Here is a 13,940-nt window from a genome sequence, read left to right on the forward strand (position 1 = left end):
CACGAAGCCTGCTGATCCGGAGGGCAACAATGAAAAGTGAGCGATGTCACGCGCGGCGAAGATGACGATTCCAACAGGCCATGTTTTCGCCGCGCGTCTTCGCTCTACGATATCGGCGAATCGAATGGAGGAAGCCTTTGGCCCAACGCAGTCTTTTTCTTCTTAATCTGTATCTGCCACTTTCGCTCGCCACGGGGCTTCTGGTTCATTCCGGGCAGGCCCGCGCCGCCGAGCCGGTCCGTTGCACGGTCATGCTTGACGTCGAGACGGGCAAGTCCCTGCATCGCAGCGGCACCTGTGACGTCGGCTTCTATCCGCAATCGACATTCAAGCTGCCGATCGCGATGATGGGCTACGATGCCGGCATCTTGACCGATGAACACAATCCGCGCTGGGAATATCAGGCGAAGTTCAATCGCTCGAAGCGCGAGCAGAAGGCGACCGACCCGACCATATGGGAGCGCGATTCGATCGTCTGGTATTCTCAGGAGATCACCCGCAAGCTCGGCAGACAAGCTTTCGCCGACTATGTCCGCCGTTTCGACTATGGCAATCGCGACGTTTCCGGCGGTCCGGGCGGTACCGATGGGCTGACCGAATCCTGGCTGAGTTCGTCACTTGAGATTTCGGGCGATCAGCAGGTGGACTTCCTGCGTCGCTTCCTGACCGGCCGACTGCCGATCTCGCCGGAGGCGGTGAAGCTGACCCAGTCGATCGTTCCTGCGTTTCCGGCCGCCGACGGCTGGACCGTGCATGGCAAGACGGGCGCCGGCTGGCTGCGCGACAAGGCCGGCAAGCCCGATCGTGGCCGGCCGCTCGGCTGGTTCGTCGGCTGGGCGGAAAAGGATGGACACAAGGTGGCTTTTGCGCGGCTGCTGGTGGACACCAAGCGCCACACCGATACACCGATCAGCTACACAGTTCGCGACAGCCTGATTGCGGACCTGCCTGCACTTGCCAGATAGCGGGGCATGCAATCATATCCGGAAGCGCCGCGATGCCCACACGATCATCAGCCCGACCAGGGAAGTCAGCAGTCCCCAGTAGATCCAGGGGCTCTGGTTGATCATGAAGCTGGAGCGGGGATAGGGAAACACGCCTGTGCCCTGGCCGATCCAGACAAGGCCGATGACGACGACAATCACGCCGAATATTCCCGTCGCGGTTCTGATCAGACGCATCGTCCTGCCTTTTGCTTTGGTAACGGAGCCTTTCGAGAATAAGGCGCCCGCTGCCGTCCAGCAATGGAGGGCGGGAACAAAAAAGCCCGGCACTGCCGGGCTTTTGATTGAGCGCGCTTCGCTCAGAAGGACTTGGCGGCGCCGCCGTCGATGCGCAGCATCGAGCCGGTGATGTAGCTCGCCGGGCCCGAGCACAGGAAGGCACCGGCTGCGCCAAACTCTTCCACCTTGCCCAGCCGTCCGGCCGGAATGGTCTTGACCGAAGCCTCGCGCACATCCTCGACGCTCTTGCCGAGGCGCTTGGCATTTGCGGCATCCAGTTCTTCGATACGATCGGTATGGATGCGGCCGGGCAGCAGCATGTTGGCGGTGATGCCGAAGCCGGCGACCTCGTTCGACAGCGTCTTGTTCCAACCGACCAGCGCACCGCGCAGGGTGTTGGACAGCGCCAGGTTGGTGATCGGTTCGACCACGCCGGACGATGCAACCGTCAGGATGCGGCCCCAGCGCTGTTCTTTCATCTGCGGCAGCAGGGCGTTGGTCAGCGAGATCACCCGCAGCACCATCGACTGGAAGAAGGTGTCGAGCTTGTCGGCACTCATGTCCTCGGTCGAACCCGGGGTCGGCCCTCCGGTGTTGTTGACCAGAATGTCGATGCCGCCGAGCTTTTCCTTGACTGCCGCGACCATGGATTCGACGAAGTTATCCTCAGCGAGATCGCCCCAGACCCAGTCGGCCTTGCCCTTGCCGCGAGCGTTGATCGCCTTGCAGTTTTCCGCCAGCTTTTCGCCGGAACGGCCTACGAGCAGGACATTGGCGCCTTCGGCCGCCAGCGCTTCGGCAATGCCGAGCCCGAGGCCTCGTGACGAGGCGAGCACCAATGCGCGTTTGCCGGTAATGCCGAAATCCATGACTGACTTATCCTTTTTGCCTGAGAGCCCCACTGGACGTGCGGATCGCGCTGCGCCGGGGGCGATATCGAAAGGGTGCGGAGAGCGTTATAGCTTTGGTATACCACTCGCGAAAGATCGAACTTGCCTTCTGACAAAGACTCTTTATTTACGTGAACGTAAACGTAATATGAGCAAACGGCACATGCAGATGCGCGATTGACACTCTTGAAGGCGTATTCGTGCCTCGACAAGCCGATTGGCTTTTGCCAAGACGGGTAGGAAAGAACGACAAGCCGGAAGGGACCGGCCAGCGGAGCAGGACATGGACGTAAACGACCTTCCCGAACGGGAATCGATGGAATTCGACGTGGTGATCGTAGGAGCTGGTCCTGCCGGTCTTTCTGCCGCCATCCGGCTGAAACAGGTCAACCCCGATTTGACCGTGGTCGTGCTCGAAAAGGGTGCCGAGGTCGGCGCACATATTCTGTCCGGTGCCGTCGTCGATCCGGTCGGCATCGATGCTCTCCTGCCGGGCTGGCGGGAAGAGGAGGGCCACCCCTTCAAAACGGAGGTCACCGACGACCACTTCCTGCTACTGGGCCCTGCCGGGTCCATCCGCCTGCCGAACTTCGCCATGCCGCCGCTGATGAACAATCACGGCAACTACATCGTCTCCCTCGGCAATGTCTGTCGTTGGCTCGCGACCAAGGCGGAGGAACTCGGCGTCGAGATCTATCCGGGCTTCGCCGCGAGCGAAGTGCTCTACAACGAGGATGGTGCGGTCATCGGTGTCGCCACCGGCGACATGGGCATCGAGAAGAACGGCGAGCCCGGCCCGAACTTTACGCGCGGCATGGAACTGCTCGGCAAATACACGCTGATCGGCGAAGGTGTGCGCGGCTCGCTCGCCAAGCAGCTGATCGCGAAATTTGATCTGCAGAAGGATCGCGAGCCCCAAAAGTTCGGCATCGGCATCAAGGAGCTGTGGCAGGTCAAGCCCGGGAACCATCGCCAAGGCCTCGTCCAGCATTCCTTCGGCTGGCCGCTCGGGATGAAGACCGGCGGCGGCTCGTTCCTCTATCATCTCGAAGACAACATGGTCGCCGTCGGCTTCGTCGTGCACCTCAACTACAAGAACCCCTATCTCTACCCGTTCGAGGAGTTCCAGCGGTTCAAGACCCATCCGGCGATCCGCGACACGTTCGAAGGCGGCAAGCGTCTTTCCTACGGTGCCCGCGCAATCACCGAGGGCGGCTACCAGTCGGTGCCTAAGCTTTCCTTTCCCGGCGGCGCGCTGATCGGCTGTTCGGCCGGTTTCGTCAATGTGCCGCGCATCAAGGGCTCGCATAACGCAGTGCTGTCCGGCATTCTCGCTGCCGATAAACTCGCCGCCGCGATCGCCGCCGGCCGCGCCAATGACGAGCCTGTCGAGATCGAGAACGAATGGCGCTCGACCGCCATCGGCACCGACCTGAAGCGTGTCCGCAACGTCAAGCCGCTGTGGTCGAAGTTCGGTACGGCAATCGGCGTCGCGCTCGGCGGCCTCGATATGTGGATCAACCAGATCTTCGGCACGTCTCCGTTCACCTTGAAGCATGGCAAGACGGATGCGCAGTCGCTCGAGCCCGCCAAGCTGCACAAGAAGATCGAATATCCGAAGCCGGACGGCGTGCTGACCTTCGACCGCCTGTCCTCGGTCTTCCTGTCCAACACCAACCATGAGGAAGACCAGCCGGTCCATCTCAAGGTCAAGGACATGGACCTGCAGCGGCGTTCCGAACACGACGTCTATGCCGGGCCCTCGACACGCTACTGTCCGGCCGGCGTCTACGAATGGCGGGAGCAGGACGGCGAGGAGGTCTATGTGATCAACGCGCAGAACTGCGTCCACTGCAAGACCTGCGACATCAAGGACCCCAATCAGAACATCAACTGGGTACCGCCGCAGGGCGGCGAGGGGCCGGTCTATCCGAACATGTGATCGCGCCTGCGATTGCCTAATGCGACAGATGCCCGGCGGCGGCGCCGGGCATTTTGTTGGCTTTGCTACCGTCAGATGCCGAGGCCGCCAGCGTAGCTGCTAGCTGGCCGGGTTGATCCTTGCCTCGCTTTCATTGATCCTTGATCGCTAAGATGATCAAGTCACTGAGCTTCCCCTTTAACCGGACAGGAAAGGGGGCTAATGTTCCAGAGGGAACCTTCGGGATTGTGCTGGACCATGACACGAGTTGCAAACGAGATCAGAGACATCGCGAGACGGCGTTTGCGCGCTAGCGGGCGGATTGCTGGGCTTTGCTCGACTGCCGCCTTGCTGGCTCTTGGTGCCTTTTACGCCGGTGAGGCCTCCGCCGTGGAATGCCGCGCCGACCCGCGCCCCGGCATTGATTGGAGCGGCTGCAAGAAGCGTCTGCTGATGCTCGATGGCGGTAATTTCGAAGGCGCCAACCTGTCCGGCGCCGATCTCAGCATGACCGATCTTAGCCGCACCAATATAAAGAAGGCCAATTTCAACAAGACCATGCTGGTGCGCGCCTCGCTTGCGGGCGCCGATGCGGAAGGTGCCGATTTCGAACGGGCGGAAGGTTATCGCAGCAACCTGTCGGGCATTTCCGCACCGGGAGCGAATTTCGTCTCATCGGAAATGCAGCGGGCGAATTTCTCCGAGGCCGAGCTCAGCAATGTCGACTTCACCAAGGCGGAACTCGGCAGGGCCCTGTTCTTCAAGGCAAAGCTCGGCAATGTCCGTTTTGCCATGGCCAATCTGTCGCGCGCCTCGTTTCACACGGCGGAAATCACCGGGCCTCTCGACTTTACCAGCGCTTTCCTCTTCCTGACACGGATCGAGGGTGTCGACCTTTCCGCGGCAACCGGCCTCACTCAGGACCAGATTGCCTTGTCCTGCGGCGACGACAATACGAAGCTGCCTGCCGGCCTGCAGAAGCCGACGCAATGGCCATGCGAAGACGATTGATTTTACTGCCACAGGTATTGACGGACGTCATTTCCATCGCCCGCCGTTAGCAAAGCATTAACCATAACCTCCTTAGCTTGCGTCATTATTTCGACGCACCAAGGACAGATTCATGCCGATTTCCCGCCGCGGCCTCCTGGCCGGCCTGCCGCTTCTGCTGGCCGGTTGCGCCTCCACCTATAATGACCAGCAGAATTATGCCGCGCTCCCGGACGAAGAGTTCCCGATGCGCCGCGTGCCGCTCGACAAGATCAAGCCGGAGCTGCGCCGACAGCAGGTCGCTTTCGCCGGTTCTTACGAGCCGGGCACCGTCGTCGTCGACACACCGGCCAAGCGCGCCTACTACGTTCTCGGCGGTGGTCAGGCGATCCGTTACGGCGTCGGCGTCGGCCGCGCCGGCATGGCGCTCTCCGGCAATGCCTATGTCGGCCGCAAGGCCGAATGGCCGAGCTGGACCCCGACGCTCAACATGCAGCGCCGCGAGGAGCGTTACCGCAAGCTCGCCGGCGGTCTGCCGGGCGGCCCGAACAACCCGCTCGGCGCACGCGCCATCTATCTCTACCGTGGCGGCAATGACACCCATTTTCGCATCCACGGCACGAACCAGCCGGAATCGATCGGCCACGCCATGTCGAGCGGCTGCATCCGCATGATGAACCACGACGTCATTGACCTCTACAATCGCATCCAGGTCGGCGCCAAGGTCGTCGTTCTCCAGGCCTGATCAATCCAATTCAGATCCGGTTAGCGAAGCTGATCGGGTCGATTGAAAGCCCGCCGTTTCAGCCTCGGCGGGCTTTTTCATGTTTTCTCAGCGGGATTTCCACGCCACGACCATCAGGCCACCGATCAGGGTGATGTGCTCCATCACCACGTGGAATTCCATGGTTCGGAAAGGCTCTTCCATGGTCCAGAAATGGTGCACGAGCGGGATGGTCAGCGCCGTGAACACGCCGAGCGCGCCGGCGCCGAGCCATGTCCAGCGATTGAGAATGATGAGCGCCGAGCCGCCTAGCTGGGTGATGATCGTCGCGATGTTGAAGGCCACGGCCGGTTCGAGACCGAAATGGGCCATCTCCGCAACTCCGCCCTGAAAGTCGATAAGCTTGGAGAGCCCACTTCCCCAGAAGCCGAATGTCAGCACGATGCGCGCCAGAAGGCCGAACCAGTTCGAGCTCGTCAGCGCATGGATCGGATTGCTGTATGACGCGGTTTCGACAGATGCCATGATCATATCCCCCTGAATGTACGCTTGATGTTGGCGCAGCCGTTATACATCTGGCGGCTGCAACTCCGCGGGTTCTTAGGGAGTATCCCGCAGAATTGCACGCATAGAGGGATTTCAAGTGTAATACAGTCTAGAATCCGGACAATACGATCTTGCCTTTGGTCCGTTGGCTCTCGATCATTTCATGGGCTTTCTTCAGGTTGGCCGCGTTGATCTTGCCGAGCGTCTCGGAAAGCGTCGTCTTGATCTTTCCGGAATCGACCAGTTCCGCCACATGGTTCAGAAGCTTGTGCTGCTCGATCATGTCACCGGTCTGCCAGACGGGACGGGCGAACATCATTTCCCAATGGACGGAAAGCGACTTGCTCTTGAACGGGCGGATGTCGAGCGGCTCCTTCGGATCGTCGATCAGCGAGATCCGGCCCTGTGGCGCGATCAGCTCGATCACGTCCTTCACATGCTCGTCCGTGTGGGTGGTGATTAAGACGAAGGCCGGTGCACCGATCGCCATCTGTTGAAGCTGCGGCGCCATCGGCTTGGAATGGTCGAGCACATGATGGGCGCCGAGTTGCTTGATCCAATCGAAAGTCTCCGGCCGAGAGCCGGTGGCGATCACGGTCGCGTCGGACAGCTCGCGCAACAGCTGGATCGCGATCGAACCGACCCCGCCGGCGCCGCCGATGACGAGCACGGCGTTCCAGGCACCGGTAATCTTGTCCTGCACCTTCATGCGGTGAAACAGCGCCTCATAGGCGGTGATCGAGGTCAGCGGCAGGGCCGCCGCCTCCTCGAAGCTCAGTGTCTTCGGCTTGGCGCCGACGATCCGCTCGTCGACCAGATGGTATTCCGAATTGGTGCCTGGACGGTTGACCGCGCCGGCGTAGTAGACCTCGTCGCCCGGCTTGAACAGCTTTACGTCTGGACCGACCGCTTTGACCACGCCCGCCGCGTCATAGCCGAGGACCGCATATTGGCCGGGTTCAGTCGTCGTGCGCATGCGCACCTTGGTATCGACCGGATTGACCGACACGGCCTTGATCTCCACCAGCAGGTCGCGGCCCTTCGCTTCCGGCTCCGGAAGCTGGATGTCGAGAAGCGATGTCTCGGCGGTGATGGGCTGCGGTTTGTTGAAGCCGACGGCGCGCATGGATGTCTCCTTCGTTGCAGTACTGGAACGCTAGATGGCGCCAAAAAGCATCGAGGGCAAGGATGCGCCTCTTAGCCATTGCGCCCGAAAGGATTGCGCCAAGACGCCCCATCCGGCATCGCGGGCTGAGATGACATGCCGCTCTCCGGACGATGTCATCAAAAGAAAAGGCCGCCTTGAGGGCGGCCTGATCTGTTGCTTGCCGTCGGGAGCCGGTCAGTAGGCCGGCTTCTTGTCCAGTGCGACTGAGATCGCGAAAACGACGAGGCCGAGAGCGGACAGAACCGCACCGACGTAACCGGTCGCGGCAAAGCCCCAGCCCCAGGAAATCACCAGCCCCCGAGCCAGGCGCCGAGCGCATTGGCGATGTTGAAAGCCGAATGGTTGGAAGCGGCGGCCAGCGTCTGGGCATCGGCTGCGACATCCATCAGCCGCGTCTGCAGTGCGGGTCCGCAGGCAAAGCCGCAGCCGACCAGGAAGACGGTGATGTAGAGCATGACCGGAATATGGGCGAAGGTGGCGAAGACCAGCATGACGACCGTATAGAAGGCCATCGAGCCGCCGATCGTGCCCTTCAGCGAAACATCGGCGAGGCGCGAGCCGACGATATTGCCGACATTCATGCCGATGCCGAACAGCGCCAGCACGAAGGCCACCTGGGCCACCGGAAGGCCGGCAGTCTGCGTCGTGGTCGAGGCGATGTAGCTGAACACGGAGAACATGCCGCCGAAGCCGACTGCGGCGATGCCGAGCGTCAGCCAGACCTGCGTCTTGCTGAAGGCGCTCAGTTCGCGGCGGATGCTGGCACCTTCCTGCACCTTGTCCTTCGGCTTGAAATACCAGACCAGCGCCACGGTCAGCGCGCCGATGAAGCCGACGAGATAGAAGGCGGCGTGCCAGGAGAGGACCTGGCCCATGAAGGTGGCGAGCGGCGTGCCGAGCAGGGTTGCGATGGTGAGACCCAGCATGACGCGGCCGACGGCGCGCGCCCGCTTATTCGGCGGCACCATGGAGGCGGCGACCAGCGAGGCGACGCCGAAATAGGCGCCGTGCGGCAGGCCGGTAATGAAGCGCAGGATGGTGAAGGACCAGAAATCCGGCGCCATGGCCGACAGGATGTTGCCGATGGCAAACACGCTCATCAGCGCCAGAAGCAGCGTCCGCCGCGGCAGCCGCGCCGAGAGAACCGCTATTACCGGAGCGCCGATGACGACGCCGAGTGCATAGGCACTGATGACGTAGCCGGCCATCGGGATGCTGACGTCGAAGCTTGCGGCGACATCTGGCAGGAGGCCCATGATGACGAATTCGCCGGTGCCGATCCCGAAACCGCCGACGGCTAGGGCAAACTCGATCAGAAGGATGGCGAGGGGCGTAAGGGTTTGATGGTCGGATGCACGGCGTGCGGCATCGATCGAAGGTGCGCTGTCGGTCATGAAGTCAAATCTTTTGAAAGCGGAGTGGCTGCGGGAACGAACCGCGTCAGCCGGATGTCAGGTGATGATCGTCAAGTTAGCATGTCATTGTGCACTGCGGTAGGGGCGGATTTGCCTGCGGCCAATTTTCTCATCCGTCATCATGTTGCAGTGCACCCATTGATAATAGTGAGCATCGCAACCATTTGCTGGAACAATCGTTTTCATCCCGCCGCGGCCCAGATTATCCGAGCCTTTGACATGAACCTTTATGCCGTATTCAACCGCGATGGCGGTACCTTCCGCACCACCGACATGGACGCCTATTGCGCCCATGCCTTGCGTGCCTTCGAAAGTGCCGGTCACGAGATCGAATGCCATGTCGTGGCCGGCGACAAGGTCGTCAAGACGATGGAAAAGGCAGCTGCTATGCGCGGCGTCGAAGGGCTGATCGCCGGCGGCGGCGACGGTACCATCTCGGCCGCCTCTGCAATTGCTTGGAAGAACGGCATCGCCCTCGGCATCGTGCCAGCCGGCACGATGAACCTTTTCGCCCGCTCGCTCAAAATCCCGCTCGATATCTGGCAGGCACTCGATTTCCTTGCCAAGGCCCAGGTGCGTGATGTCGATATCGCCAGCGCTAACGGCCGCAGCTTCGTGCATCAGTTTTCCGCCGGTCTTCACGCCCGCATGGTGCGCTATCGCAACTCCATGCATTTCGCCTCGCGTCTCGGCAAGATCCGCGCCAGCACGCGCGCCGCGATCGGCGTCATGCTGAACCCGCCGGTCTTTGAGGTCGAGTTCAACGCAGAGGGCAGGACCGGCCACCGCAAGGTGTCGGCGATCTCCGTCTCCAACAACGAGTTCGGCCAGGACGCGCTGATGTATGCCGACGACGTCACCCGTGGCCATCTCGGCTTCTATATCGCCGATCCGCTGACGTCTGCCGGCGTGGCGAAACTCACCCTCGACATTCTGCGCGGCCGGCTTAAGGACAACGAGGCGGTTACCGCGATGACCGTGACGGAACTCGAGCTTCATTTCCCGCGCCATCGCAAGGATGTCCGCTGCGTCATCGACGGCGAGCTATTGCCGATGGAGCGCGACATCCTGCTCAAGATTCATGCCGGCGAGTTGAAGGTACTCGTCGATCAGGCGCCGCCGCAGACGCTGACGGAACAGCACGGCAGCGGTATCTGACCGAGCGCGCTTTCGTTACGCGGTCGCAACAGGCGCCAGCGGCAACACCTGCGCCGCGGCTGCCATATCGTCGGGCATCCCGTCTCCACGCGATCTGACTGTTACCGCATTCGACGCAAACTCCAGACCGGCGGCCTTGCAGGCCGCGATCAGCCGCTTCATCGCCTCGCGCTTGATGATGCTCGGATTGCCCGGCACCGAGGTGAACTTGAAGCGCACCACGATCGAGTTCTCGTTGATGTCCTGAATGCCCTGCATCTTCAGTGGCACGAGGAAATCCGCTCCGTATTCCGGATCCTCCAGCATGGCGAGGCCGACTTTCTTGGCGGTCTTTCGGATCAACTCGGGATCACTGTCCCGCTCGAACTTGAGCTGGAACTTGATCGTCCCCCAGTCGCGGCTGAAATTGCTGACCGAGCTGATCTGACCGAAAGGCACGGTATGGACCGGCCCGTTGTGGTGGCGAAGCCTGACCGAGCGGATGGCGATCTGTTCCACGGTGCCCTGCAGGTTGCCCGTGCTGATATATTCGCCGATGCGGAAGGCATCCTCGGCGATGAAGAAGATGCCGGAGACCACATCCTTCACCAGTGCCTGCGAGCCGAAGGACAGTGCCAGGCCCAGCACGCCGAAACCGGCGAGAAGCGGCGCGACATTGATGCCGAGCGAGCCGAGTATGATCAGCGAACCGACAGCAAGCACGCCGCCGAGCGCGAGGTTGCGCACGACCGGCATGGCGGTCGAAAGGCGGCTGGTCTGCTTCTTTTCGTTCTGGTCTTCATGGCCCGGCAGCATCACGGCGGGCGAGGGGGCAAGCGCCTCCGAATAGCGCCAGATGAAACTTGCCACCGCCCAGCTGATGACGATTGCGAGGCTGAGCTGTTCCACCCAGCTGACCCAGCTCGTCGCCATCACGGCCTCGCCACCGAGGAATGGCCACCAAATGGTAGCGATCAGATGCAGCCCGCCGATCCACACCGCACCGGCGCAAAGAACGCGCAGGCTCGCAAGCAGCGATGAGCCGAGGCCGGGGCCGTGGATGCTTTCCTGATGGCGGGTCAGGTCGTCGATCAGCGAATGGGCACCGAGCGCCAGGATCGGCAGCGCCAGCAGGGCGATCTGCGTGCTGCCGGCAGCAAACACCCAGCGCGCACTATTGGGAGTGCCGGCAAAGAGCACGCAGATCAGCCAGAGGCCAAGCGCGGTGATGATGTAGAAATCCGGCAGCAGGTTTCCGGCCACACGGCGGATTACCCCTGGGTTCTGCCCGACGAATGCGTCTCTTATCTCGCTGCGTCCACCGATGAACCAGACCAGTTTCAATACCGTCAGCAGCGTGTTTCCGTTGAGGAACCAGCCGTCGATGATCAGCCGGTCTACTCCGAGACTGTCGGCCAGCCGCGCCGTCTCCGTCAGCAGGGCGCTGATCACGCCGTAGGTCACCAGCATGCGGAAATGCCATTGCGGCCGGCGGATCGGCACGAGGCTTTGTCCCTGACGATCAGTCTTGAACAGCAGGCGAGCGAGCATGATGTAGAGCGAGGCGACGATGATGGCCGTGACGACGCCCTGCGCCACCTTCGACGTGGTTGCTCCGGCAGTGCCGATCGTGTTGATTGCAAACCACGCCACGACCAGGAAAACGATGATCGAGATTATGTCGCCAGCCAGTCGTTTCAGGCTGTGGCGGTAGGGACGGACGGTGCCGATGTGCGACGACGCCTCTCTGAACAGCAGGCCGGAAACAATGCCGCGGAACAGAAGCGTTGCCGCAGCAGCGGCGCCGACGCTTGCAAGCGTGACGGCCAGTGTCTTGCCGTAGGTGCTGCCCTCCGCAATCAACCGGTCGTCTGCCATGGAGAGTGCCGGCTTTATGTCGTCGATGCTGGAAAGGGCCGTCGATGCGCCACGCAGGAAAGCCGCGGAAAATTGGCCCCACTTGGCCATGCCCATGTCTGTGGCCATCATTTCCGGTGTCGGCATCATCGGCGCAGGCGAGGGCGCTGCTGCCACGGGTGCCGGCGATTGAGATGCGGCAGTCTGCGAAGGGCTTGCTGTGGCAGTTGACGAAGGTGAGCTAGCTGCCTGTGCTGTCTGCACCGGCGCTGCAGCACCTTGTTTGCCTGCTGGAGACGATACGGGAACGGCGGCGGGAGTAACATCGGCGGCTGTCCCGACCTCCACCGTCACGGCCCGGCTGCTGCGGGTAGCGAGATCGAGGATATTCTGCACATCCGCTTCACTCTGGCCGGGATGGATGACGATCTTCAGCGGCGCGTCCTGCGCCTGTGTTGCCGAGCCCCAGGCAATAGTCATCGCGACCGCGAGAAGGCTGGCGCGAAGGAATGCAAAAATCGTTCTCATGGCCGACGTCCCAAGCAAGGCTGGCCGCATCACCAGTCATGCCGGTGAAACAGGCTGCGCCTGCAATCTATAGCAGAAGATTACAGCTGGCGAATAAGCTTGTCGCGCGTCAGATGTGACTGTGACAGCTGTAACCATTCCGGGAGTTTCGGCGTACTAACTCTGATGTCCGCTTAGATCCGCGGCAGATAGGTCTGGTAGTCGAAGTCGCTGACCGTGCGCAGATAGGTGATCGCCTCCTTGCGCTTGGTGTCGCCGTAGAGCTTCTGGTAGCGCTCGCCGAAGACGTCGCGGATGAAGGGCGAGGCGGAGAAGTCATCCACCGCGGTCAGGAAATCATGGGTGAGCCGCTTCGTGCCGGCAGGTGGCTCCTGGCCTGGCTCGGTCGGCAGGCCAGGATCGAGCGTCTCGTCGAGCCCCATCAGCATGCCACCGAGGATCGTCGTGAGCAGCAAATAGGGATTGGCATCCGCGCCCGCGACGCGGTGTTCGATACGGGCGGCCGGGCCATCCTTGTCGGGAATACGCACGGCCGTGCCGCGGTGCCCAAAACCCCAGTCGATATCGACCGGCGCGAATGATCCCGGCTGGAAACGGCGGTAGGAATTGGCGAAGGGCGCAAAGATCAGCTGCGCATCGCGCATCGTCTTCAGCATACCCGCCGTGACCGATTTCAGCTTCAACGGATCGCCGTCCCTGGCGTCGAGAATATTGTTGCCGTCCCGATCGATGATGCTGGCATGCACATGCAGGCCGGAGCCCGCGTGATCGGCGTAGGGCTTGGCCATGCAGGTGGATTTCATCCCGAACTTGCGCGCCGCCTGTTCGGCGATCCGCTTCAGATAGATGCAGTCGTCGGCCGCCGCCAGCGCGTCAGCCCGGTGCAGAAGGTTGATCTCGAACTGACCGGGGCCGAATTCGGCGGTGGTCGCGTCGGCCGGGATATCCTGCAATTTCGCCCAGTGGCGCACCGTCTGCAGATAGTCGTCCAGCGCATCGACAGCGCCCATGTCGTAGAGCTGAAAACCGTTCGGCTCGCCGCGATACATCAGCTTCGCCGGCGGGGTCGGGCGGCCCGTCTCGCGCCAGTCGTCCTGAACCACATAGAATTCCAGCTCCGTCGCCACGACCGGCGTTAGCCCTTGTCGTCGAAGCGCTTGAGCAGGCCGGCCAGAATCGCGCGGGGATCCATAAAGCTCGGCTCGCCGGAAAACTCGTGCATCGTTGCGAGCACCTGGGTCGAACCCTCCGGCCCCCAGGGCATCGGCGCTGCACTGCGCCGGTCGGGAATGCACTGCCCGTCCGGGTCGCCGACGGAAAGCGACAGGCCCGTGATATCGTCATTATCGTCGCCCCATATGTCGAGCGACTGGGTGGAGGAGGGCAGGCGAACGGTGCCGTCCCACACCTTCTTTTCCTTCGAGATCGGAATGCGCTTGCCGCGCAGGTCTCCATTCATGCCGACGAGCAGGATTTCGATGTGGGGCTCAATGCTATCGGTCATCAATGGGCATCTCGATGGTTGCGGAACCTCGTTCGTA

General features: G+C 61.7%; 10 protein-coding genes and 2 pseudogenes. 5 read left to right on the forward strand and 7 right to left on the reverse strand.

Annotation, left to right across the window (positions count from 1 at the left end; all coding sequences use genetic code 11):
• Positions 1–167: 167 nt before the first annotated feature.
• Complete coding sequence (gene blaOXA / locus N7E02_RS21830; RefSeq protein WP_353622924.1) at positions 168–965, forward strand: class D beta-lactamase; 798 nt, start codon at positions 168–170, stop codon at positions 963–965.
• Between the two features lie 12 nt (positions 966–977).
• Here the strand turns inward: blaOXA and N7E02_RS21835 are convergent, their stop codons facing one another.
• Both N7E02_RS21835 and N7E02_RS21840 read right to left on the reverse strand, forming a co-directional pair.
• The gene (locus tag N7E02_RS21835) at positions 978–1,181 is read right to left on the reverse strand and encodes a hypothetical protein (protein ID WP_286579701.1); all 204 of its coding nucleotides are present in this window, start codon (positions 1,179–1,181) and stop codon (positions 978–980) included.
• A gap of 122 nt (positions 1,182–1,303) precedes the next feature.
• Positions 1,304–2,092: an SDR family oxidoreductase gene (locus N7E02_RS21840; RefSeq protein ID WP_286579702.1), complete on the reverse strand. Its 789-nt coding sequence runs from the start codon at positions 2,090–2,092 to the stop codon at positions 1,304–1,306.
• Between the two features lie 304 nt (positions 2,093–2,396).
• Between N7E02_RS21840 and N7E02_RS21845 the strand changes: the two genes are divergently transcribed.
• The 3 genes from N7E02_RS21845 to N7E02_RS21855 all read left to right on the forward strand — a co-directional run bounded on the left by N7E02_RS21845 (position 2,397) and on the right by N7E02_RS21855 (position 5,769).
• On the forward strand, positions 2,397–4,055 hold the full coding sequence (locus N7E02_RS21845; protein ID WP_286579703.1) for an electron transfer flavoprotein-ubiquinone oxidoreductase: 1,659 nt from the start codon (positions 2,397–2,399) through the stop codon (positions 4,053–4,055).
• A gap of 327 nt (positions 4,056–4,382) precedes the next feature.
• Entirely contained in the window at positions 4,383–5,045 is a 663-nt protein-coding gene (locus N7E02_RS21850) for a pentapeptide repeat-containing protein (protein WP_286579705.1), read from the forward strand.
• Between the two features lie 112 nt (positions 5,046–5,157).
• Positions 5,158–5,769, forward strand: a complete 612-nt coding sequence (locus tag N7E02_RS21855) for a L,D-transpeptidase (RefSeq protein WP_286579706.1) — start codon at positions 5,158–5,160, stop codon at positions 5,767–5,769.
• An 87-nt stretch (positions 5,770–5,856) separates the two neighbouring features.
• Here the strand turns inward: N7E02_RS21855 and N7E02_RS21860 are convergent, their stop codons facing one another.
• The 3 genes and pseudogenes from N7E02_RS21860 to N7E02_RS21870 all read right to left on the reverse strand — a co-directional run bounded on the left by N7E02_RS21860 (position 5,857) and on the right by N7E02_RS21870 (position 8,856).
• A complete protein-coding gene (locus tag N7E02_RS21860; protein ID WP_286579707.1) occupies positions 5,857–6,273 on the reverse strand; it encodes a DoxX family protein in 417 nt (138 codons plus the stop codon).
• Between the two features lie 130 nt (positions 6,274–6,403).
• A complete protein-coding gene (locus N7E02_RS21865) occupies positions 6,404–7,420 on the reverse strand; it encodes a zinc-binding alcohol dehydrogenase family protein (protein WP_286579708.1) in 1,017 nt (338 codons plus the stop codon).
• A 216-nt stretch (positions 7,421–7,636) separates the two neighbouring features.
• A pseudogene (locus tag N7E02_RS21870) lies at positions 7,637–8,856 on the reverse strand (MFS transporter).
• A 240-nt stretch (positions 8,857–9,096) separates the two neighbouring features.
• On the opposite strand from N7E02_RS21870, the gene N7E02_RS21875 reads away from it, so the two are divergent.
• The gene (locus N7E02_RS21875; RefSeq protein WP_286579709.1) at positions 9,097–10,035 is read left to right on the forward strand and encodes a diacylglycerol/lipid kinase family protein; all 939 of its coding nucleotides are present in this window, start codon (positions 9,097–9,099) and stop codon (positions 10,033–10,035) included.
• A gap of 15 nt (positions 10,036–10,050) precedes the next feature.
• Here N7E02_RS21875 and N7E02_RS21880 read toward each other — a convergent pair whose 3' ends face one another.
• Positions 10,051–12,399 carry a mechanosensitive ion channel family protein gene (locus tag N7E02_RS21880; protein WP_286579710.1) on the reverse strand — a complete coding sequence of 783 codons (2,349 nt, stop codon included), beginning with the start codon at positions 12,397–12,399 and terminating at the stop codon, positions 10,051–10,053.
• A gap of 173 nt (positions 12,400–12,572) precedes the next feature.
• Positions 12,573–13,903 (reverse strand): annotated as a pseudogene (locus N7E02_RS21885) (glutamine synthetase family protein).
• Positions 13,904–13,940: the final 37 nt, after the last annotated feature.

It is taken from the genome of Terrirhizobium terrae, from assembly GCF_030323265.1.
Lineage (GTDB): Bacteria > Pseudomonadota > Alphaproteobacteria > Rhizobiales > Rhizobiaceae > Neorhizobium.